Below are 20206 nucleotides of genomic sequence, written 5' to 3' on the forward strand. Positions count from 1 at the left end.
GCCGAGAACCCTTTTATCCGGTCGCGTTGCCGTTCGTCGTCGAACTGTCGTTCACCGTCGCGTTGTCCTTCCCCGTCGAATTATCGAGCCACTGCCGATACTCATCCCTCGGGAGGACGCGAACGTTCGTTCGCATGCGGGCGTGACCGGTTCCACAGAACTCGGCGCAGTAGCCGCGGTACGTTCCCGGTTCGAAAACGCGCGTGTGGATCACCGTCGTTTTACTGGGAAACACGTCCTGTTTGACCCCGAGTTGCGGGACGAACAGGGCGTGTATCACGTCCGCGGAGGTCATCCGAACGTAGATGTCGGTGTGTGCCGGGAGGACGAGCTCGTCGTGCGTCGTGACGTTCGTCCCCGGATAGTCGAACTGCCATCCCCACTGGTAGGCGAGGGCGCGAACCGTCACGGTGTCGTTCCCGTTCGCGGCGTCGGCGAGGCCCGCCTTCGCGCCGCCGTCCGCCCCCGCGCCGCCCGACGGTTGGGTCGGCGTGATGTACGGACTCGTCAGCACGGTGAACGCGGCGACGCCGACGAACAGCAGGATGATGGCGGTTGCGATCGTCCACGTGATTTCCAGCGGCGGGTCTTCCGCCGTCGGAAGCGGATCGTCGTTGTTCCGAAACCGGAAGACCGCGTAGGCCAGAATGATTTCGACGAAGAGCGTCAGCGGCAGCGCCACGTAGGCGAGTTGGAAGTTGAGCGAGTCGATGAGGCGTTTGTTGACCGACTGTGCGACCGCTGGCTGGACGGCGGCGATTCCGGCGACGACGAACAGGCACACCAGCGTCCCCCACCGAGATGCCCCCCTGCGACGAACTCGCATCGTTCCCGAGTCAACAGACGTGCGGATATAGCTATCGTGCGCTCGGTGAACTGTATTTTATGTGTCAGAAATGGCGAACGCGCCCTGCGCTTTTATCGTGGTCGCCATTGACACGAGTGAGTATGCACGAGGGGTGGGGGACGAGCGAACGCTACCGGGAGGGGTTCCGACGATGAATCGAGCGCTGGTCGAGTTCACTGCACTCTTCCTCGTCGTCGCCGGTTGTTGGCTACTCGCGCGACGGTCACAGGGGCGGGCCGCGGAACCGGACGGCGGCTATCCCGCGCGGCGCGAGTTCGACTTCGACCTCGGTTCGGTGTGGCGAGGTATCACCCACTGGACGACGACGACGAACCACCGAGAAATCGGGACGCTGTACATCATCTTCGGGACGTTTGCGGCGCTCTGGGGCGGCATCGAAGCCATGATGATGCGGACGGAGTTGCTGACGCCCAACGCGAGCATCTGGTCCACCGAGACGTACAACGCGCTGTTCACCTCACACGGCCTCACGATGCTGTTCTTCTTCGTCACGCCGGTGTTCTTCGGCATCGCGAACTACTTCCTTCCGCTACTCATCGGCGCGGACGACATGGCGTTCCCGCGCCTGAACGCCATCGGGTTCTGGCTGCTTCCTCCCTCGCTGCTTCTCGTTCGTGGCGGCCTTCCAGCACAGGTCGTCGGCCAGTTCCTCCGCCTGTTCGGCGTCCACGGACCCCTCTTCGAGTTCTTCTGGACGCTCCGCGACCCGGAACTCGGGTGGACGCTGTACACGCCGCTTTCCATCCAGAGTACGAACCCGCAGATAGATTTCCTGCTCCTCGGCCTGCACCTGTCCGGCATCGCCACCACCCTCGGGGCCATCAACTTCATCGTCACCATCTTCTACGAGCGCGCCGAGGACATCGGGTTCGACTCCCTCGACATCTTCGTCTGGAACATCCTCGTGACGAGCGGGATAATCATCTTCGCCTTCCCGCTGCTCGGAAGCGCCGCCCTCATGCTTCTTTCCGACCGGGTACTCGGGACGACGTTCTACGCGCCACAGGGCGGCGGACCGCTCCTCTGGCAACACCTGTTCTGGTTCTTCGGTCACCCCGAGGTGTACATCATCTTCCTCCCTGCGGCGGGGCTGATGAGCTTCATCCTCCCGAAGTTCGCGGGCCGGAAGCTGTTCGGGTTCAAGTTCATCGTCTACTCCACGATGGGTATCGGCGTGCTCTCGTTCGGCGTCTGGGCCCATCACATGTTCACGACGGGCATCGACCCGCGCCTTCGCGCGAGTTTCATGGCCGTCTCCATCGCCATCGCGGTGCCGAGCGCCATCAAGACGTTCAACTGGATAACGACGATCTGGTCGGGGCGGGTTCGGCTCACGGCACCGATGGTGCTCTGTATCAGCAGCATCGGCACCTTCGTCGTCGGCGGCGTGACGGGCGTCTTCCTCGCGGCCATCCCGGTCGACATCGTCTTCCACGGCACCTACTACGTCGTCGGTCACTTCCACATGATTCTGATGGGTATCATCCCGTTCATGATGGTCGCCGCGAGCTACTTCTGGTACCCCATCCTGACGGGGCGGATGTACGACCGCCAACTCGCGCTGTTTCAGTCCCTGCTGTTCGTCGTCGGGTCCGTCGTCACCTTCGGGACGCTCATCGTCATGGGTCTGCTGAGCCTCCCGCGACGCTACGCCGTCTACCCGCCCGAGTTCGTACCGTTCCAGCAGGTCGCCACCATCGGCGCGTACCTCATCGGCATCTCGGTGTTGTTGTGGCTCTACAACATGCTCTGGTCCTACTGGAACGGGAGGCCGGTCCAAACCGCCGACGTGTGGGGGCTAAAGCGCACCCACCAGTTCACCCGCGAGTGGCAGTGGTTCGAACGGCGGTTGGAGGCCAAATACGGCATCGAACCGACCGAACCCGAGACGACCCGACCCTCCTCGACGAGCGTCCCCGGCGAAGGGAGCCCCAACGTCCTCGTCGGCGTCGAACCGCTGGTCAACACGCTTCCGCGCGTCGCGGGCGCGGCGGCCATCGGCGGTTTCGTCGGGACCATGCTCATGTCCGGCGTGCTGTTCACCGCGACGATTCTCGGCGTCTTCGACCTCTCCTCGTTTTCCGACCTCGCGGGATTCATCGGCGAGCAGAGCGTCGTAGTCGGCTATCTCCTCTTCCTCGTCGGGGGGATGACGACGTGGGCGCTCCTCTTCGCCGTCTTGGCCGAATACCTCCCGGGCGGTCCGCGCATCGTCACCGGATTGGCGTTCGCCACGATAATCTCCGCCGGGTTCGGGTTGGCCTTCTACACCGGGCAGACCGGGCTTCAGCTCCTCGCGTACGGCGTGTTCGTCCTCATCGCCCACTGGTTCTACGGCTTCGGACTGTCCGCCACGTTCGAGTACCTCGCCGAACGCTGGGGGGTTAGCTGATGAGCGACGGCGAGCGCCACGTGGAACCCATCGACGACGAGAGTCCGCTCTCCGAGACGCTGTTGACCTACGGCGCGCCGTTTTTCGGAACGCTCCTCGTCGCCGTCGGCATCGCCGGCGGGACGCTGGGGGGCTACGCAGTCGTCCAATCCCAGTTGAACCTCTGTGGAAGCCCGTCCATCGTCGTTTACTCGCCCGGCGCGACGGAGCAGTTGACGGCGGCGACGCGGGAGGACCCCCTCCGACGGTTCGGAATCGAGGAGCTTTCGCCCGCGGAACGTCGGGCGTTCGAGGACGCGCTCGAAAATCCTCGGGACATCGGCGAGGTCAACGGCCGGTTCGTCCATCGGCAAGCGTTCGATCGGGGCGTTCTGGTCACGTCCGGCGGGACCACCCGGTACGTGACCATTTCCTCCGCGAACCCGTGTCTCGCCGTGGACCCGCTCCTGTTCCCGCTCGGCGTGGTGTCCATCCTCCTTGGCGCGCTCGGGATTCTCACGCCGCCGCTGTACCGAAAGCTCCTCGAACGCGAGGAGCGAGCACGCGAGGCGAATCGCTAACTTTCGCTCGCGTATATCGTGGTGCCCGTCGTTCGTTCTTTGGGGGAACCATGACACAGAAACCGACCGGGCACGTTTCCCGGGTGACGCATTTCGCGCTGATAGTCGGAGACCAGGAAGAAGCCCTCGACTTCTACACCGAGACGCTCGGCTTCGAGAAGAAGGAGGACAGCGAGATGGGCGAGGACAGATGGCTCACCGTCGCACCCGCCGGACGCGAGGGCGTCCACATCATCCTCAGGTCGCCGGACTGGTTCGACGGCCGGGACGCCGATCGATACGAACGCGTGGTCGGCCACAATCCGATGATCGGTTTGGAAGTGGACGACTGTCACGCGACCTACGAGGAGTTAGGCGCTCGCGGCGTCGAGTTCGCGTCCGAACCGCGGGAACGGGAGTACGGCGTCGAAGTTATCGCGCTCGACCCGGAGGGGAACGAGCTCCTCTTCGTCGAACCGGCGCGGGAGTGACTCACCCCGCCACGCTCGACCCGACGTACAGCACGACGACGAGGAAAATCCAGACGGCGTCCACGAAGTGCCAGTACATCGAGACGGTGCTGACCGACGTGTCCCGCTCCGAATCGTATTGGCCGCGCAACGCCCGCCCGAGGAGGACGAACAACAGAATCACGCCGAGCGTGACGTGAAGGCCGTGCAGCCCCGTCAGGCCGTAAAACGCGCTGCCGAACAGTCCCGAGGTCAGCGAAAAACCCTCTCCGACGATGAAGTCGTAGTACTCGTAGGCCTGCCCGGCGACGAAGCCGACCCCGAGGACGACGGTGACGCCGAGGAGCGCGAGGAAGCGGTTTCGCTTCCCCTTTCGAAGCGCGATATGCGAGAAGTGGAGCGTGAAACTGCTCAGGACGAGAATCGTCGTGTTGACGAGGAGGAGCGACGTCACCACGTCGGGCAGTTCCGTCGGCGGCCACGCTCCGGCGCGGACGAAGAAGTAGTAGGTGAACACCGCGCCGAACGTTCCGAGGTCGGTCAACAGGAACGTCACCATTGTCGCCTCGTAGGAGTATTTCTTCCGCTTGCTCGTCCCCCGTTGCCAATAGTTCCGGAGATAGGCTTGGTCGAGCCACCCGGCGAGTCCGACGACGAGGACGACGAACCCGACGACTGCGAGGGCGACGCCGGCGATTTGCGGAAATACGTCCGAGACGGTACCCAGTATCGCGAGCGCGATGCCGAGGTACAGGGCTCCTGCACCGGCCGCGCCGACGATGGGCCATCGGCTCCGTTCGTGATGCGCCGATTCGTCGTCGTGCGCGGACGCATCGGACGCCGCTGTGTCGGCCATAGCCGATAGAGACACGCCGTCGAACGGCAAAAATTCGACGGCGATTTTACAGCAGGTGCGCGCCGTCGAAGGAGACGTTCGTTCGGTTCGGAAGGGCGTCCTCGACGCCGACGGCGAAGACGGTTTCCCCGAGCATGGCCATGCTCGCCGCGCCGCCCGCGGCCTCCACGTCGGCCACGGTGTCCCGGACCCGCTCCGTCGGCAGTTCGATTTCGCGCGCGAACGACCACGCATCCCGCGTGAGGCGTTCCAGGGACGGTTCGTGGGGAAGGGCATCGAGCGTCTTTCCGCCGACGCGTCCGATTCGCGCCATCAGGTTGGCGTCGCCCAGCGCCTCGCTGGTCGCCATCCCGCCGAACGAGACGTACTCGATGGTGTCGGTCGGTTCCCAGCGGCGGCGGCCCGACCCCTTGTTCATCAACGCGCCGCCGGCCGTCTGGATGAACACGTCGCCCAGTCCGGTTCCGGCGTTCACTTCGGCGACGTGCGACGCCTGCACGAGGTCCTCCCGCGAACGCCCGAGGTCGAACTCCTCGTTCGCCGCCAGCGCGGTTGCGAGGGTGGCCGCCCCGCTCGCGCCAAAGCCGCATCCGATGGGAATCCCGGCTTCGAGGTCCACGCGGGCGGAGAGCCCCAACCCGTCGAGGACGCCGGAGACGGGGTCGAACTCCGTCGTCTCGCCGTCGAGTCGTATCTCGGTTTCGTCCGCGGACCGTACCGACGCGACGATACCGTCCTCGATGGCCATGCTCGCGCCTCTCGATTCGTCGGCTGACTCGGCCGGTGCGAACACCGCCGTCACGCTTCCGGGAGCGAACGCTCTCATATCCCTATCGAGGCGAAAACGGTCCTTCAATCCCCCTGTCTACGGACTGCCGTCTGAAAATCGCCCCCGGCGGCGGGTTTAGACCGCGTATAAAACGGCGGGCGGCGTTCACATCGCGCCGTCGTCGAATTCGAGCGTCACGTCGAGGAGGTCGGAGAGAACGTCGGGGAACGAGACGACCTCCACCCGTTCTTCCTGCTCGTGAAGGCGGACGATTCCGGCGGCGGTGAACCGTGGGATGTCCGTGTGATGGAGTTCCGTGTAGATGTGAACCTGTTCCTGTCCCGAAAGGGGTTCGCTCCGCTCCGCGTCCATCCACCCCGCGACGTTGTCGGCGAGACGGGTGACGGTGGTCTCCTCGTGCCGTCGGAGATGGTACAACGCGTACCGTCGGCGAGGTTCCGAGAGTATCTGCAACAGTACTCGTAACGAGTTGTCGTCGCCGTCCATTTCTTCGCTTACCGACACATGCGTTTTCAGCGGGTCGTAATAAAATACGTGGAACGGCTTCGTCGGGCAACGTTATAATCCCCGCTTGGGATGGTAGGGTATGGTCGACTTCCTGCCCTCCACCGTCGATTCCGTCGCGGACGAGGACCGCGACCCGCGAGTCGTCGGCGTCGACAGCGACGAGGCGGACGCGCTGGTCGCGGCGCTCTCCTCACAGACCGGCCGCGACATCCTCGCCGCACTGTACGAAGAGCCGGCGACGCCCGCGACCATCGCGGACCGCGTCGAGACGTCGCTTCAGAACGTCCAGTACCACCTCGGAAAGTTGGAAGAGGGAAATCTCGTGGAAGTCGCGGACACGGCCTACTCCAGCAAGGGCCGGGAAATGAAGGTGTACGCGCCGACGGCGGAACCGCTCGTCCTCTTCGCGGGAAACGAATCGGACACGGTCGGGCTGAAATCCGCCCTCTCGAACCTGTTCGGCGGCCTCGGAATCCTCGGACTGGCGAGCCTCGTCGTGCAGCGACTCGCCACGAACAGGCCGGTCATCGGCCCAATATTCCCAAAGTTCGGTGGGAGCTCCGACAGCGGGGACAAGGTGGCGACGACCGCGGCGGATGCTGGCTCGGGAGGTAGCGCCGGGAACGGGGCGACGACAACCCACGCGGCGGGCGGGGACGGGGGAACCACCCACGAAGCGGCCCGAACCACCGCTGAAGCCGCGACGACGACGGCACACGATGTGACGACGACGGCGGTGCACACGGCCACGACCACGACGCGAACCGTCGCCGAAAGCGCGTCGGGTGCCGGAATTCCGCCCGGTGTGCTCTTTTTCGCGGGCGGCGCGCTGATTCTCGTCCTCGCCGTCCTCGTCTGGTACCGGCGACGGTGAGTGGGGGCAACGTAACGGACTCGGCGTCGTCTCTAAGGGAATCGGCGTCGTCTCCCGGGACGGCCGATGCTCGACCCAGAAGCGACCCACCGGGCCGGAGCGATCGCCATCGTTTTCGGAGCGGCGACGGTCGTCGTCTCGCTTCCGCTCGTCATCGTCGGCATCGCTACCGTTTTCGGACGCACGGCGTCGGTTGCGGCGGCAGTAGACGTGCTGGTTCACGTCGTGCCGGTTGAGGCGGCACTCGGAAACCCACGGGGGCGACTCCCGATGGGACTCATCGGTCTCGGAGTCGGATGCTGGTCGCTCGGCGTCGGACTATGGGTACAGGGTCGCGCCGAGCGGCACGAAAAAACTGACGGATGAGTGGCAAGGAAACGTGTTGTGCGATGTGTTGATGTGTGGGTAGTTGATGGATGACGTGTGATATGTCACGACAACGCTGACCTCGCCACAATTCACCGATGGAGGTGATAGAACATATATGTACCTATTTGTGCCATATTGTTCACATTAGTCAGATGTTGTTCGGAATGGATAGTATGGCATCCGAAATCATTTGTCCCTCCTTCGTTTTCGGGGAAATATGGACGCATTCGAACGACTCGAAGCCCTGCTCCGGCAACTCCGTCGAAACGTGGGGGTCGAAACGGTGTACGGAACACCGATACAGATCGGCAATCGAACGATCATCCCCGTCGCGAAGGTCGGCTACGGGTTCGGTGGGGTCGGGGGCACGAACGGCAGTCGAATGGGCGGCGGCGCGGGGGCAGGGCCGGTCGGCGCGCTCGAAGTATCGCCCGAGGGAACGCGATTCGTGCGGTTTTCCGATTCGCGGCGGACGCTCGTGGCCCTCGGCGTCGGAATCGCCATCGGCCTCCTCGTCGGCTATCGAAACTGAACGGGTTCCCTCATCCCCCTATTTCGCGCTCAGCGGGATGTTCCAGTCGGTCGGAAGACGGCGAAGTCGAACCGGTCGATTCTCCTGAGACCGACGAACAACAGGACGGCGATACCCGCCGGAATCCAGTTTCCGAAGTAGGCGTTCATCGCGCCCCAGAGGATGACGAAGCTCACCATGTCGTCCAGCATGAACTCGCAGTCGTCGAGCCTGTCGCGGAGCGCCCGCCAGTCGAAGCCGAGTTCGACCAAACCGACCGCGACGGCACCGCTGACGATCCAGCCGAGATAGTTCACGAGCGGGACGCCGTAGTACGCCCCGCCGTCCGCGTACGTCCAGAATCCGAGCGCAACGGCCGCCGGGTCCAACACGAGGTCGATGACCACGACGACGGCGAGCGAGGCCGCGAATCGGGCGAACCGCGAGTCCGCCCGCGGACCGAGGAGAAGGAGACAGAGCAGGTAGCTGTTCAGCACGAGCGGGAAGAAGAACACCGGCAGTCCCGCCGGAACCGTCCCGAACAGCATCGGCCCGAGTTCGAGGACGTAGTGGAAATCGCCGTAGGGGAAGCCCGTCGTCACGCCGACGAACTCGATGAGGTAGGTGTACGCCGTGAGCAGGACGAGCGCGATACCCGCCCGCCGGTCCACGAGCGGCGCGAACCCGGCGACGAGCGGCGAGCGCATGACGAGCGTCCCGAAGATGATGAGGAAGGGGTTTCGCGCGAGCCATGCGGGAACCCACGCTTCGTAACCCACCACGAACAGCAGGGCACCGATGAGCGGGAAGACGACGGCGATGGTAAAGCGGTTCTCGCGGACGAGCGCGGATAACCGCGCCTCCGCTGCGCGTCTATCCACGGACGACACCCCACAGACCGCCCACGGTCAGGGCGGCCCCGACGGCGGTGTTGATGGCCGGATACCACCAGTAGGCGCGCGAGATGTTCACGTCGCGGACGACCCACGCGACGACGAGGAGGGGATACGCCAGCAGAAGCGCTCCGGCGCGAACGTCGAGGATCGCGAACAGGCCCGCCGCGAAGAGCCAGCAAATCGCACAGTAGGCGAGGGTTCGGGACTCGCCCAAAACCGTTGCAGTCGTTCGAATCCCGGCGCGACGGTCGGGGTCGATGTCGGGAATCGCGGAGAACGTGTGCATCCCCATGGCCCAGAGCCATCCCCCGACAACAGCGAGGAACGGCGGTTGCGTCCCGGACAGCGCGGCGTAGGCCGCCGCACCCGGAAGGACGTACAGTCCGTTCGAGAGCGAATCGAGGAACGGCGTCGTCTTGAACCGGAGCGGCGGCGCGGAGTACTCCGCGCCGAGGAGGAGAAAGCCGACGAGCCACGGCCACGCCGCGGACGGCGTGACGAGCAGGAATCCGACGCCGAGGGCGGCACAGACCGTGACCGCAATCGGAACCGTCCTGTCGCCGCGATACCGCGATTCCCGCTCCGCTTTCTTCGGGTTCCCCTCGTCGACGTCGGCGTCGAACACGTCGTTGATACCGTAGAGGAAGACGTTGGCCGGGAGGAGGAAGTAGACGAAGAGGGCGACCGAGATGGGGGAGAGCAAGTCGCCGACGGTGGACGCGCCGTAGGCGATGCCTACCAGTACCGGCCCGGCGAGATAGAGCCAGAAGCGCGGCCGCGACAGCGTGAGGAGGGAACGGAGCACGGTGGAAGTTAGTAATCCTCGACCATGGCGTCTGCGGTGTGCTGACCGCCGATGAGACACATCGGGACGCCGATGCCGGGCGTCGTGTACGACCCGGTGAAGTACAGGCCGTCGACCGTCGGCGAACGATGGCCGGGACGCATCGGCCCGGTCTGCAGGAGCGTGTGGGCGAGTCCCAGCGCGGTTCCCTTCGTGCTGTTGTATCGGTCGGCGAACTCCGAGACGGAGAAGGTCTTCTCGAAGACGATACGGTCGCGGAGCGAGACGCCCGTGTTCGCCTCGATGTCGTCCAACAGCTTTTCGCGGAACTGTTCGCGTATCGCCGGGCCGTCGGGGAGTCCGGGCGCGATGGGAACGAGCGCGAACAGGTTGCTGTGTCCCTCGGGCGCGACCGAATCGTCGGTTTCGCTCGGTACGCAGAGGTAGTAGGCCGGGTCGTCCGGCCACGCCGGATCGTCGAATATCTCCTCGAAGTGGTCGTTCCAGTCCTCGGGCAGGACGAGCGTGTGGTGGGCGAGCGGTTCCACGTCTCCCTCGACGCCGAGATACAGGAGGAACGCCGACGGCGCGTACGTCCGTGACTCCCAGTAGTCGGCGTCGTACTGCCGGGACTTCGGCGGGAGGAGTTCCTGTTCCGTGTGAGCGTAATCCGCGTCGCTCACCACGAGGTCTGCGGCGAGTCGTTCGTCGCCGCTGTGGACGAAGAAGTCCCCCTCGTTGCCCGTGATGTCCGTCACCTCGTAGTCGGTTCGGAACTCGACGCCCAACTCCTCGGCGAGTTCGACGATGCCGTCCACGACGCCGCCGAGGCCGTCTTCGGGGTAGTAGACGCCGAGGTTGAAGTCCACGTGGCTCATCAGGTTGTAAATCGCGGGCGTGTTGTTCGGCGACCCGCCGAGGAAGACCAGCGTGTACTGCATTATCTGCTGGAGTCGCGGGTTATCGAAGTACCCCTCCACGTGGTCCTGCATCGACCCGAGGAGGTTCAGGCCGCGGGCGTTTCTCGCGACGTCCATCGAGACGTAATCGCGAAACCGGGAACGGTCGGTGTAGACGAAGTGTTCCATCCCGACGCCGTAGTTCCGCTCGGACTGGTCGAGATACCGTTGCAACGCCTCGCCAGCGCCCGGTTCGATCGACTCGAACAGTTCCTTGTTCTTCTCCAGTTCGGGAAGAATATCGACGGCGTCGGTTTCCTCGCCGTCGGTCTTGAAGAAGATGCGATAGTGCGGGTCGAGTCGTTCGAGACGGTAGTAGTCGCCCGGCGTGCGGTCGAAGTGCCCGAAGAACCGCTCGAACACGTCGGGCATGAGGTACCACGAGGGTCCCATGTCGAACCGAAACCCGTCCGCCTCCAGCCTGCTCGCGCGCCCGCCGAGCTGTTCGTTCTTTTCGAGGACCGTCACGTCCGCGCCCGCATCGGCGAGATAACACGCGGTCGAAAGTCCACCGAAGCCACTTCCGACGACGATCACGGCGCTGTCCGCGAGATTCATACCGGATGTCCGGGTTCGAGTCAGATAAAAACGACTCCCGGACGTGTTGGGTTTCGCGCGAAAACGATCGGATTTTCGACCGTTTAGTCGGCGTATAACAAAGGTGGCGAGTATCCTACGGTAAGATGCGCCCCTTCCTGACTCGGGCGCGTTCAGGTGCCAGTGTGAACGTGAATCTCGGCGGCGCCGGAGGCTCTGGCGGGAGGTTGGCTTCCTCCCAAAGTGTCACCAATCCTCCCACGTAAGTTCTCATCCCGGGAGATCGTAGACCCACACGGCACTCTCTCACTTGCTTTCCGTGAAAACCTTCGATAGGCTTATGTGTTGACGCCCCACCATGAGTATCAACAGGGTCAATCCCACGTGGAGTTAGACGCATTCTTTCTGTTGTTGGGTGTCGCCGCGCTCTCGTTTCTCGCCGTCGTTTCGTTGTACGTCGTCTGGTCACGAATCGTCGGTCTGGACCCGACGGTCGCACAGACGTTCGCCTCGCTCAGCGGCATCAAACGGTTTTTCACGGCGCTCCTTTCGGGTGCCCTCCTCGGAACCGCGGCGGTCGTCGCGCCGTCCGTTCCGGTCGGCGTCGCGGCCATCGTCATGCTCGCGGCGAGTACCTTCGCCGCCCTGATGCTGTTCGAACTGGTTCAGCGACTCCACGCGAATCGGACCTGACTCCCGACGCGAACCCGTGCCGTTCGGCCACGGCGGGTCAGACCGCATCGGAAACGGCCGAGAGTAAATCGTCCGGGGAGACGACCGTCGCTCGCTCGCGGAGCGTCCGGTACCGCACCGCCGCATCGCTCCCGGCGTAGTTTCTCTCCTCGAAGGGACGTTCTTCCACGACGACGACCGATTCGGCGTCGCCGACGGCTTCCAGATTCGCCACGTTGCCCGCCCCGATTTCCACGTCGGCGAGGACGGTCACGTCGGCCGAACGGATCCGGCGTTCCACGGCGGCCCGTGCGTCCGCCCCGATGGGTGCGAAGGGTTCCTCCGTTACCGTATCGAGTCCGAGTAGCCGTGCGGTTTCGAGGTCGGAATCGCCCTCGTTCAGCACGCCGACGGACACCTCGTACCCCGCCGCGGAAAGCAGATAGAGGAGACGCGAGACCGTTCCGCCGCCCCCGACGACGTGAACTCGACCGCTACTGGCGTCTGCACCGTTCTCACCGTTGCTTCCGGCAGGTCGCTCGGGCAGTGCCGTCACGTACGTCGAACCGGTGACAGGGTGTCGGGAGACGACTGCGCGGGCATCGAACGCTTCGCGGAGCGTTTCCTCTTCGAGGACGGCCGTGGGCGAACCGCTGGCGAGTACCGACCCGCCCGCGAGGAGCAGGAGTTCGTCGCAGTAGTGGGCGGCGAGGTTCAAATCGTGAATCGCGGCGACGACGGTTTTCCCGTCCGCGACGAGTTCGCGGACGAGTTCGAACGTTCTGACTTGGTGATTGATGTCGAGGCTGGCCGTCGGTTCGTCCAACAGGAGGACCGGGGTGTCCTGTGCGAGCGCTCGCGCCAGCAACACGCGCTGGCGCTCGCCGCCGCTGACCTCGGTGATGGAGCGGTCGGCGAACGAGGACACCTCGGTTCGGTCCATCGCGCGTGTCACGACGTCCGTTCCCGTTTCCCTGTCTATTCTCGGTTCTCCGTCCGTCTCCGCTTCCCCGTCCGTCTCCGCTTTCCCGTTCGTTCCGTCGTTTCGGGTCCCCGCTTCCCTGATTTCGTTTCCGAAACGCGTGCGGTACGGGTTTCGACCCATCGCGACCACGTCGCGCACGTCGAAGTCGAACGAGAGCGAGGTGTCCTGTGGCACCGTCGCCACGCGGCGACTCGCGGCCTTCGAGGAGAGGGAACCGACGGCCTCGCCGTCCACGAGGACGCGACCCGAGTCGGGCGAGAGAACGCCGTTCATCGCGCGGAGGAGCGTCGTTTTTCCCGCACCGTTCGGCCCGACGAGGCCGACGAACCGTCCGTCGTCGACCTCGGACGACACGCCGTCGAGGATTTCGGTGCCGCCGAGCGTTACCGAGACGTCCTCGATTCGAATCACAGCGAGCGCACCTCGCGTTTGCGGAGCAGGTAGAGGAAGAAGGGCGCGCCGAGGAACGCGGTGACGATGCCGACGGGGAGTTCCGCCGCGCCGATGGCCGAGCGGGCGACGGTGTCGGTTGCGACGAGAAACACGGCCCCGGCGAGCGCACTTGTGGGGAGCAGGATCCGGTGGTCCGGGCCGACCAACAGGCGCATGACGTGCGGAACGACGAGGCCGACGAAGCCGATGACGCCCGATACCGCGACGGCGGCGGCGGTGACGACGCTGGCGACGGTCAGCAGCAGGCGCTTCGTCCGCTCGACTTCGACGCCGAGGTTGTGGGCGTCCTCCTCGCCCAACAGGAGCACGTTGAGGTCGGCGGCGAACGCGAGGAGGACACAGAAGCCGAGGACGGCGACGGGGAGTGCGATCCAGACTTTCGTCCACGACGCGTTGTGGAGGTGGCCCATCAGCCACAACACGGCCTCGCGGAGGCTTCGCCCGCTTCGCAGGAGGAGGAAGGACACGACGGCCCCGAGGAGGGTCTGGATGGCGATACCCGCGAGGAGCAGGGTGGCGACGGGCGTTCGCCCGTTCTGCGTCGCCAGCAGGTACACCGCGAATGCCGCGACGATAGCGCCCGCGAACGAGAAGATCGGGAGCGCGAACGGTATCGAAATCGAGAGCGCGATGGTCGCAACCGCGCCGACGGCCGCTCCGGAGGAGACGCCGATGATGGACGGGTCGGCCATCGGATTGCGGAAGAACCCCTGCATCACGACGCCCGCGGTGGCGAGGGCGAACCCGACGACCCCGGCGAGGGCGATTCGCGGCAGTCGAAGCCGAACGACGATGATTTGTGCGGTGTGGGGAACCGCGAAGGAGAAGAGGTGTCCGTACCGAAAGTCGAAGGTGGGAACGCCGACCGCCAATCCACCCGGCACGACGAGCGCCCGCGTTCCCAACCGAAGACCGGTCGGTACCGCGATCGCGTTGAGGATGGCCTTCCCGACGACGAGGGGCGAGAGCGACGTCGGACCGATGGCCGCGCTCACCAACACGACGGCGACGAGCGCCGCCGCCAATCCCGCACACCACGTCGTCACGCGCGTCCCGTATCGCATCTCTCTGAAAGTGAAGTTGCTTTAGATAAATATTTATTGAATACGGCCGACGCCCGATGTATGCGACACCTACTGCTCTCCGCACTGGTGCTCCTCGCCGCGACCGTCGGCTCCCTCGGAGTCGGCGTCGGCGCGGGCGTCGCCGGTGCGCAGGAGACCTGCTCGTTCCCGGTCACGAAGACCGACGCGACGGGCACGCAAGTCACGATAGCGGAGGAACCGAACCGAATCGTCACGCTCTCGCCGAGCGCGGCCCAGACGATGTGGAAGATAGGCGGGAAATCGAAGGTCGTCGGCGTCTCCAAATACTCCGCGTACCTCGACGGGGCGAGCGCGAAAACGAACGTCTCGGGTGCCGGAATGACGGCGGTCGTTCCCGAGAAGGTCGTCTCGCTGAACCCGGACCTCGTTCTCGCGCCGAACGTCATCTCCGACGAGACGGTGAAAAAGCTCCGGAGTGCCGGGCTGACGGTGTACAAATTCCGCGAGTCGAAGTCCATCGACGACATCTACGCGAAGACCGAACGCATCGGCCGACTCACCGGCGAGTGCGGCGGAGCGAAGGAAACCGTCTCGTGGATGAAAAACCGCATCGACACCGTCCATCAGGCCGTCGAGGGCGAGGACAGTCCCAAAGTCATGTACGTGATGAGCGGCGGGTTCACGGCCGGGACGGACACGTTCATGGACACCATCATCACGCAGGCCGGCGGGACGAACGTCGCCGCGGAAGCCGGAATCGAGGGGTATCAGCAGATAAGCAGCGAAGTCGTCGTCGAACAGCAACCCGAGTGGTTCATCGTCTCGGCGGGCGCGAAGGTTCCCGAGGATTACAGCGACACCCCGGCCGCGAAGGGGAACAATACGGTCGCGCTGAACCCGAACTACGTGAGCCAACCCGCCCCGCAAATCGTCACGCCGATCTCGAAACTGGCGAAGACGCTCCACCCGGAGGCGTACGCGCAGGCCAACGTCACCACGACGGCGGCCGACGAGACGGAAACGACCACGGACGCGATGGACTCGAAGACGACCACGACCACGAACGCCGCCACGACGACGCAGTCCTCCGGCCAACCCGGTTTCGGCGTTCCCGTCGCCATCGTCGCCTTCGCGCTGGTCGGACTGCTGACGCGTCGCGACTGAATTAGGGTTCGTCTAAATTTTCAACCTCCATTTTTTACTTCTACAGGTTCCTCGAACGGAATCGTGGCGTCGAAATCGTCGTTCAGACGAAGTACGAGAGTCCAGCATCGACGAGGACCACGAACGCCAGTATCGACCCGGATGCGATGGTAAACGGACCGCCCCAGTACACACCCGAAGCGGATACGGCGTAGTCGTAAACCGCCCACAGACCGACGAGTAGACACGGGACGGCGAGCAGGCCGAGAACGATTTCTACCGGCGTTCGGGACGCTGACCGTAGTAACACAACCACTGCAAGAGCGAGTGGCAGTCCGACGAAAACGGCTACCGAAAGGGAACCGTCGGTCATCGGTGTACCACTCGCCAGAGACGGGAGCACCGCCGGAACGGGAACCGGATCGAGAATACCGACGACGAGGACGGCGACGACGAGTACCAATCCGGCGAGTACGTATGAGCTCACGCGAACCGCCCGGTGTGAAATAATGTCCATTCTTCTACCAGTCATCGATTCGTCTTTTCCACTTAAATCTACGTTTCGCCCCTACCGAGGCCCGTTCCCGAAATCGGAATCGTCGCATTCGCGGTTGCAGTCCGCTGCAAAGTGTTCCAGTTCGGCAGGGGCTCGACCGAGTGATGGGAGTGCCCGTATCAGCGGACGAACCACCCTCGGCGTGACACGAAAAGGCGTTTAACGCGGGACTGTGGAGAGGTAGGTATGGTCGAGATAGTCATCTGGCCCGCCTACATCGACGCGGCGTTGACCCGCGGCGAGGGGCGGCGGGTGCCCGAGCGGTCCGCCGTCGAGGACCCGACGGTGGACGAGATAGCCCGAGCAGTACAACAAGTCGGCTACGATACGGTCATCGAACGCGACAAGGCCTACTCCCGCGAGGGATGGGAAGCGCGTGGCCGGGTCTTGGTGCAAAACGCCGACGACTCCTCCAAGAACGACCTCATTCAGGCCGTCGCCGCGTACGTCACGGCCATGCGCAACTGATGCAGCGACTCGGACAGGTCGTTCGGACGGCCCAAGGACTCGCCATCGTTCGGTCGCCGAGCGAGGAGTATCCGAACATCGGAACGAACGTGGTTGACGAGGGACTGTCGACGGTCGGTCGGGTCGTCGACGTGTTCGGTCCGGTTTCGCGGCCGTACGTGGCGGTGTCGCCGGACGAGGAAACCCAACTGGCGACCCTCGTCGGGTCGAAACTCTACGCCCGCTAGCGGCTTCGTGTACGGTTCGTGACCTACCAGTCGCCCGACGAACCCAAAACCGAAAAGAGGGGGCACTTCCTTCTCCGCGTATGGATACTCGAACGCGGGAGTTCGTCGCCTCCGGGTTCACCGTCGCCATCTTTCTGGCGGTGCAACTCGGCGCGTTGGCGCTGGTCGGGCCGTTCAAGACGAGCGGCTACCAGACGGTGGAGGACCCGTCCGACCCGACGAACAGCCTCGTCTACATCGGCGTCATCCTCGTCTTCACGGCGGGAATGTTGTTGGTCATCAAACTCGGCGTGGAGTGGATTCTCCGCGCCATCATCATCGTCACGAGCGGGATGCTCTCGCTCTACGTGTTCAGCGTGGTGATTCCGGACGTCGTGACCGTGACGCTCGGCGGAACGGCGTTCAACGTCGTCGCGTGGGGTGCCGCCGCGCTCGTTTCGGTCGCCCTCCTGCTCTATCCCGAGTGGTACGTCATCGACTCGGCGGGCGTCGTGATGGGGGCCGGGGCGGCAGGTCTGTTCGGCATCAGTTTCGGCCTGCTCCCCGCAATCCTCCTGCTCGCGGTGCTCGCGGTGTACGACGCCATCAGCGTCTACGGGACGGAACACATGCTCACGCTCGCCTCGGGCGTGATGGACCTGAAGATACCCGTCATCCTCGTGATTCCGCTGTCGCTTTCGTACTCCTTCATCGAGGACACGGTACAGGCCACGAGCGAAGGGGCGGTGAACGAGGACGGGATGGAAGAACGAGGGACGAGCAAGGACGAGATGAACCAAGAAGCGGTGGACGGTGGTGAGGGCACGGAGCACGAAACGGACGCCGAAGACCACAGTCGGGATGCCTTCTTCATCGGCCTCGGCGACGCCGTCATGCCGACCGTGATGGTCGCCAGCGCGGCCTTCTTCTCCCCCGCCGAACCGCTCGTTTCGGGTATCGCGCTCAACCTGCCCGCCCTGACCGCAATGGTCGGGACCCTCGTCGGACTGGTCATCCTCCTCTGGATGGTCATGAAGGGTCGAGCACACGCCGGACTTCCCCTTCTGAACGGCGGCGCTATCGGCGGCTATCTCCTCGGCGCGCTGGCCAGCGGCATTCCGCTGTTGAAGGCGCTCGGACTGTAACAGGACCGTTCTCGGACATCTCATAGTTTCCGAGCGACGAAACGGACAGGCTCATACCGTTCCTAGGTCGCCCATGACACGCACGCTCGACACCACGGTTCGGGTCGGCGTCCTGAGCTTTCACAACAGCAAGGAGACGAAGGCGATTTTGAACGCGGTGGAGGACCTCGGCCACACGCCCGTCTGGCTTCGAAAGCGAAACACCCGGATTCAGGTAATCGGCGACGAGCCACGACTCGACCCGGACGTGGATATCGTCGTCAATCGACTGCTGTTGACGACCGCGGAGCATCCGCTCGAACACCTCGAAATCGCCAACACGGTCGCCGGACTTCGCCCGACTGTCAACCCGCCGGACGCCGTGCTGACCGCGATTCACAAGTACGCGACCGCGGTCAGACTGTCGAACCACGGCGTCAAAACGCCGGATTCGTACCTCGGCCTGTCCGCCGCCACGTTCGCCGAGGGTCGCCGCTATATCGGTGGCCCGATGCTCCAGAAGGCCGGAATCGGCACGCACGGCGAAACCGCGTGGAAGATGGAGAAGAGCAAGCACCCGACGCCCGTCGTCGGCAACAGACACACGTTCCTCCAGCGGTTTCTCGACCAGGACGGGAGACAGTCCGACGTTCGGGTGTACGTCATCGGCGACGAGATCGCGGGCGCGATGCGTCGGTCGGCCCCGAACGACGACTGGCGAACGAACGTCGCACGGGGCGGGACGCCAGAGGACGTGACGGACGACCTCCCGGAGGAAGTTCGGTCCATCGCTCGGGACGCGACGCGCGTCCTCGGACTCGACGTCGCCGGCGTGGACGTGATGGAGTGGAACGGGGACTGGTACGTCCTCGAAGTCAACCCGACCGCGGGGTTTACCGGACTCTTCCGTGCGACCGGGAAAAGCGCGGCCCCGTTCATCGCCCGCTACGCGATCGAACGGGCCGGGGGTGACGTTTCGTCCGAGCGGGTCGACGAGGTTTCGCGGACGCTGGACGACTCGATTCCCGGTTGTAAGCCCGACGATTCGAACGCGGCCGACGCACGGCGGACGGTCGGCTACACGGAGTGGGTGACGGTCAACGGAACCCGCGACGCGGAGTCGACCATCGCCAAGGCGGACACCGGCGCGACCCGAACCAGCATCGGCATCGACCTCGCGTCGCGGGTCGGCGCGGGTCCCATCAGGAGCAGCGCCGCCGTGAAGTTCGGGAGCGCGAAGACGCGCCGAACGCGGCCGTTGGTCGACGTCGACATCGGAATCGGAAGGAACTGGCATCGGGTCACCGCCAGCGTCGAGGACCGAAGTCACATGCGCCATCACATCATTCTCGGGCGTGACGTGCTCGCCGACTATCGCGTCGATATCCGTCGCCGCGCGAAGGAGGAGTGAGTTCGTTTCCGGCCGAAGGAGGTTTCCGTTTACTCGCCTCACTCACGAACGATGCCAGACACCGGTACCGCGACCATCGTTTACGACGACCCGGATGGAGAGGTAATCGAACGAGAAGTCGAGAACGACGACATCGTCTACTTCGACGACCATTGGCTCCTCAAAGTCGGCGTAAACGACGAGGGCGACGACATCGTTCGACGGGTTCCGCGCGAGCGGGTCCACTACGTCGAACGCTCCATCGACGAACTCGAAAAGAAGGTCGAGAGCGCCGTCGAGAAGGCGAAAGAGCAGTTCGGGTGGTCGGTCTAACCCCCTGCCACCACACCTATCGACACGGCCCTCGTGGGTTTGTCGTATGCTTTCGAGCGTGAAAAACGGATTTATAGGCGGACTTTTCAGCACCGTCGTCATGACGGCGTTTCGGGAATCGATCTCCCTGTCGTATCCGCCGACGGGGAAGTTCCTCGCGAAATATCTCGGCGGCGAACCGAACGACCACACGATCGGTGCGATAGCGCTCCACCTGCTGTACGGCGGTTTCGCCGGATGCCTCTTCTCGGTTCCGTTCGGTGAAGGGTCCAACTCGGCACTCGACACCGAGACGGAGGGCCTCATCGCCGGTCTCGGCTACGGACTCCTGCTCTCGGTGTTCGGCGAGCGAGTCATGCTCGGCCGGTTGGTGGGCGTCTCGCTCGAAGAGGACGAATCCACGATATTTCACGCCGGGCACGCGATGTACGGCCTCGCGCTCGGCGCGTGGGTCGGCTCGCGGTCGTGAACGGAACTG

At 64.3% G+C, this 20206-nt stretch carries 24 protein-coding genes; 14 read left to right on the plus strand and 10 right to left on the minus strand.

Features of this window, described 5'->3' with window-relative positions; all coding sequences use genetic code 11:
* Positions 1 to 13: 13 nt before the first annotated feature.
* The gene (coxB, locus tag LJF34_RS05620) at positions 14 to 826 is read right to left on the minus strand and encodes a cytochrome c oxidase subunit II (protein WP_231183816.1); all 813 of its coding nucleotides are present in this window, start codon (positions 824 to 826) and stop codon (positions 14 to 16) included.
* Positions 827 to 998: 172 nt separating this feature from the next.
* Here coxB and LJF34_RS05625 point away from each other — a divergent pair, with 172 nt between their 5' ends.
* Genes LJF34_RS05625 through LJF34_RS05635 form a run of 3 tightly spaced genes read left to right on the plus strand, consistent with a single transcriptional unit; the run spans position 999 to position 4290 of the window.
* Positions 999 to 3260, plus strand: a complete 2262-nt coding sequence (locus LJF34_RS05625) for a DUF6789 family protein (protein WP_231183817.1) — start codon at positions 999 to 1001, stop codon at positions 3258 to 3260.
* A complete protein-coding gene (locus tag LJF34_RS05630) occupies positions 3260 to 3820 on the plus strand; it encodes a hypothetical protein (RefSeq protein ID WP_231183819.1) in 561 nt (186 codons plus the stop codon). Before LJF34_RS05625 ends, LJF34_RS05630 begins: the two co-directional genes overlap by 1 nt.
* 50 nt (positions 3821 to 3870) lie before the next feature.
* Positions 3871 to 4290, plus strand: coding sequence for a VOC family protein (locus tag LJF34_RS05635; RefSeq protein ID WP_231183821.1), 420 nt, complete (start codon positions 3871 to 3873; stop codon positions 4288 to 4290).
* A 1-nt stretch (position 4291) separates the two neighbouring features.
* Here LJF34_RS05635 and LJF34_RS05640 read toward each other — a convergent pair whose 3' ends face one another.
* The 3 genes from LJF34_RS05640 to LJF34_RS05650 all read right to left on the minus strand — a co-directional run bounded on the left by LJF34_RS05640 (position 4292) and on the right by LJF34_RS05650 (position 6419).
* Positions 4292 to 5125 (minus strand): heme-copper oxidase subunit III, encoded by an 834-nt coding sequence (locus tag LJF34_RS05640; protein WP_231183822.1) that lies wholly within the window; start codon positions 5123 to 5125, stop codon positions 4292 to 4294.
* Positions 5126 to 5171: 46 nt separating this feature from the next.
* Positions 5172 to 5951 (minus strand): GHMP kinase, encoded by a 780-nt coding sequence (locus tag LJF34_RS05645; RefSeq protein WP_231183823.1) that lies wholly within the window; start codon positions 5949 to 5951, stop codon positions 5172 to 5174.
* Between the two features lie 108 nt (positions 5952 to 6059).
* Positions 6060 to 6419 carry a hypothetical protein gene (locus LJF34_RS05650; protein ID WP_231183824.1) on the minus strand — a complete coding sequence of 120 codons (360 nt, stop codon included), beginning with the start codon at positions 6417 to 6419 and terminating at the stop codon, positions 6060 to 6062.
* Between the two features lie 82 nt (positions 6420 to 6501).
* Here LJF34_RS05650 and LJF34_RS05655 point away from each other — a divergent pair, with 82 nt between their 5' ends.
* From LJF34_RS05655 to LJF34_RS05665, 3 genes are all read left to right on the plus strand, one after another.
* The gene (locus LJF34_RS05655) at positions 6502 to 7296 is read left to right on the plus strand and encodes a winged helix-turn-helix domain-containing protein (RefSeq protein ID WP_231183825.1); all 795 of its coding nucleotides are present in this window, start codon (positions 6502 to 6504) and stop codon (positions 7294 to 7296) included.
* 66 nt (positions 7297 to 7362) lie between these two features.
* Positions 7363 to 7662, plus strand: coding sequence for a hypothetical protein (locus tag LJF34_RS05660; RefSeq protein ID WP_231183826.1), 300 nt, complete (start codon positions 7363 to 7365; stop codon positions 7660 to 7662).
* A 220-nt stretch (positions 7663 to 7882) separates the two neighbouring features.
* Complete coding sequence (locus LJF34_RS05665) at positions 7883 to 8197, plus strand: spore germination protein GerW family protein (RefSeq protein WP_231183827.1); 315 nt, start codon at positions 7883 to 7885, stop codon at positions 8195 to 8197.
* Positions 8198 to 8226: 29 nt separating this feature from the next.
* Here the strand turns inward: LJF34_RS05665 and cruF are convergent, their stop codons facing one another.
* From cruF to crtI, 3 genes are read right to left on the minus strand one after another with little or no spacing between them, the layout of a single operon-like run.
* A complete protein-coding gene (cruF, locus tag LJF34_RS05670) occupies positions 8227 to 9057 on the minus strand; it encodes a bisanhydrobacterioruberin hydratase (protein ID WP_231183828.1) in 831 nt (276 codons plus the stop codon).
* Complete coding sequence (locus tag LJF34_RS05675) at positions 9050 to 9877, minus strand: prenyltransferase (RefSeq protein WP_231183829.1); 828 nt, start codon at positions 9875 to 9877, stop codon at positions 9050 to 9052. The genes cruF and LJF34_RS05675 overlap by 8 nt, the downstream gene beginning before the upstream one ends.
* An 8-nt stretch (positions 9878 to 9885) precedes the next feature.
* Positions 9886 to 11373, minus strand: a complete 1488-nt coding sequence (gene crtI / locus LJF34_RS05680) for a phytoene desaturase family protein (protein WP_231183830.1) — start codon at positions 11371 to 11373, stop codon at positions 9886 to 9888.
* Positions 11374 to 11736: 363 nt separating this feature from the next.
* Between crtI and LJF34_RS05685 the strand changes: the two genes are divergently transcribed.
* Positions 11737 to 12045, plus strand: a complete 309-nt coding sequence (locus LJF34_RS05685) for a hypothetical protein (protein ID WP_231183832.1) — start codon at positions 11737 to 11739, stop codon at positions 12043 to 12045.
* 37 nt (positions 12046 to 12082) lie between these two features.
* On the opposite strand, the gene LJF34_RS05690 is transcribed toward LJF34_RS05685, so the two are convergent.
* Together LJF34_RS05690 and btuC are read right to left on the minus strand one after the other, a co-directional pair.
* On the minus strand, positions 12083 to 13420 hold the full coding sequence (locus LJF34_RS05690; RefSeq protein ID WP_231183834.1) for an ATP-binding cassette domain-containing protein: 1338 nt from the start codon (positions 13418 to 13420) through the stop codon (positions 12083 to 12085).
* Positions 13417 to 14526: a vitamin B12 ABC transporter permease BtuC gene (btuC, locus tag LJF34_RS05695; protein WP_231183836.1), complete on the minus strand. Its 1110-nt coding sequence runs from the start codon at positions 14524 to 14526 to the stop codon at positions 13417 to 13419. Before btuC ends, LJF34_RS05690 begins: the two co-directional genes overlap by 4 nt.
* Positions 14527 to 14586: 60 nt before the next feature.
* Here btuC and LJF34_RS05700 point away from each other — a divergent pair, with 60 nt between their 5' ends.
* Positions 14587 to 15672 (plus strand): PGF-CTERM-anchored ABC transporter substrate-binding protein, encoded by a 1086-nt coding sequence (locus LJF34_RS05700; RefSeq protein WP_231183837.1) that lies wholly within the window; start codon positions 14587 to 14589, stop codon positions 15670 to 15672.
* 82 nt (positions 15673 to 15754) lie between these two features.
* Here LJF34_RS05700 and LJF34_RS05705 read toward each other — a convergent pair whose 3' ends face one another.
* Positions 15755 to 16138 carry a hypothetical protein gene (locus LJF34_RS05705; protein WP_231183838.1) on the minus strand — a complete coding sequence of 128 codons (384 nt, stop codon included), beginning with the start codon at positions 16136 to 16138 and terminating at the stop codon, positions 15755 to 15757.
* Between the two features lie 255 nt (positions 16139 to 16393).
* Here LJF34_RS05705 and srp19 point away from each other — a divergent pair, with 255 nt between their 5' ends.
* The 6 genes from srp19 to LJF34_RS05735 all read left to right on the plus strand — a co-directional run bounded on the left by srp19 (position 16394) and on the right by LJF34_RS05735 (position 20197).
* The gene (gene srp19 / locus LJF34_RS05710) at positions 16394 to 16675 is read left to right on the plus strand and encodes a signal recognition particle subunit SRP19 (protein ID WP_231183839.1); all 282 of its coding nucleotides are present in this window, start codon (positions 16394 to 16396) and stop codon (positions 16673 to 16675) included.
* A complete protein-coding gene (locus LJF34_RS05715) occupies positions 16675 to 16902 on the plus strand; it encodes a Gar1/Naf1 family protein (RefSeq protein ID WP_231183840.1) in 228 nt (75 codons plus the stop codon). Before srp19 ends, LJF34_RS05715 begins: the two co-directional genes overlap by 1 nt.
* 80 nt (positions 16903 to 16982) lie before the next feature.
* On the plus strand, positions 16983 to 18026 hold the full coding sequence (locus tag LJF34_RS05720; RefSeq protein ID WP_231183841.1) for a presenilin family intramembrane aspartyl protease PSH: 1044 nt from the start codon (positions 16983 to 16985) through the stop codon (positions 18024 to 18026).
* Between the two features lie 73 nt (positions 18027 to 18099).
* The gene (locus tag LJF34_RS05725) at positions 18100 to 19416 is read left to right on the plus strand and encodes an ATP-grasp domain-containing protein (RefSeq protein WP_231183842.1); all 1317 of its coding nucleotides are present in this window, start codon (positions 18100 to 18102) and stop codon (positions 19414 to 19416) included.
* Between the two features lie 51 nt (positions 19417 to 19467).
* Positions 19468 to 19728 carry a hypothetical protein gene (locus LJF34_RS05730; protein WP_231183843.1) on the plus strand — a complete coding sequence of 87 codons (261 nt, stop codon included), beginning with the start codon at positions 19468 to 19470 and terminating at the stop codon, positions 19726 to 19728.
* 100 nt (positions 19729 to 19828) lie between these two features.
* Positions 19829 to 20197 (plus strand): hypothetical protein, encoded by a 369-nt coding sequence (locus LJF34_RS05735; RefSeq protein WP_231183844.1) that lies wholly within the window; start codon positions 19829 to 19831, stop codon positions 20195 to 20197.
* Positions 20198 to 20206: the final 9 nt, after the last annotated feature.

This window comes from Haladaptatus sp. DYF46, from assembly GCF_021083305.1.
In the GTDB taxonomy this organism is placed as follows: domain Archaea; phylum Halobacteriota; class Halobacteria; order Halobacteriales; family Haladaptataceae; genus Haladaptatus.

Bases quoted from the DNA above. Each gene is read 5' to 3' on its own strand.
- LJF34_RS05645 (WP_231183823.1), bottom strand. From the start codon at position 5,951: ATGAGAGCGTTCGCTCCCGGAAGCGTGACGGCGGTGTTCGCACCGGCC.
- LJF34_RS05730 (WP_231183843.1), top strand. From the start codon at position 19,468: ATGCCAGACACCGGTACCGCGACCATCGTTTACGACGACCCGGATGGA.
- LJF34_RS05655 (WP_231183825.1), top strand. From the start codon at position 6,502: ATGGTCGACTTCCTGCCCTCCACCGTCGATTCCGTCGCGGACGAGGAC.
- crtI (WP_231183830.1), bottom strand. From the start codon at position 11,373: ATGAATCTCGCGGACAGCGCCGTGATCGTCGTCGGAAGTGGCTTCGGT.
- srp19 (WP_231183839.1), top strand. From the start codon at position 16,394: ATGGTCGAGATAGTCATCTGGCCCGCCTACATCGACGCGGCGTTGACC.
- LJF34_RS05715 (WP_231183840.1), top strand. From the start codon at position 16,675: ATGCAGCGACTCGGACAGGTCGTTCGGACGGCCCAAGGACTCGCCATC.
- LJF34_RS05665 (WP_231183827.1), top strand. From the start codon at position 7,883: ATGGACGCATTCGAACGACTCGAAGCCCTGCTCCGGCAACTCCGTCGA.
- LJF34_RS05640 (WP_231183822.1), bottom strand. From the start codon at position 5,125: ATGGCCGACACAGCGGCGTCCGATGCGTCCGCGCACGACGACGAATCG.
- LJF34_RS05720 (WP_231183841.1), top strand. From the start codon at position 16,983: ATGGATACTCGAACGCGGGAGTTCGTCGCCTCCGGGTTCACCGTCGCC.
- LJF34_RS05735 (WP_231183844.1), top strand. From the start codon at position 19,829: ATGACGGCGTTTCGGGAATCGATCTCCCTGTCGTATCCGCCGACGGGG.
- LJF34_RS05700 (WP_231183837.1), top strand. From the start codon at position 14,587: ATGCGACACCTACTGCTCTCCGCACTGGTGCTCCTCGCCGCGACCGTC.
- LJF34_RS05635 (WP_231183821.1), top strand. From the start codon at position 3,871: ATGACACAGAAACCGACCGGGCACGTTTCCCGGGTGACGCATTTCGCG.
- LJF34_RS05625 (WP_231183817.1), top strand. From the start codon at position 999: ATGAATCGAGCGCTGGTCGAGTTCACTGCACTCTTCCTCGTCGTCGCC.
- LJF34_RS05725 (WP_231183842.1), top strand. From the start codon at position 18,100: ATGACACGCACGCTCGACACCACGGTTCGGGTCGGCGTCCTGAGCTTT.
- LJF34_RS05630 (WP_231183819.1), top strand. From the start codon at position 3,260: ATGAGCGACGGCGAGCGCCACGTGGAACCCATCGACGACGAGAGTCCG.
- btuC (WP_231183836.1), bottom strand. From the start codon at position 14,526: ATGCGATACGGGACGCGCGTGACGACGTGGTGTGCGGGATTGGCGGCG.
- LJF34_RS05660 (WP_231183826.1), top strand. From the start codon at position 7,363: ATGCTCGACCCAGAAGCGACCCACCGGGCCGGAGCGATCGCCATCGTT.
- coxB (WP_231183816.1), bottom strand. From the start codon at position 826: ATGCGAGTTCGTCGCAGGGGGGCATCTCGGTGGGGGACGCTGGTGTGC.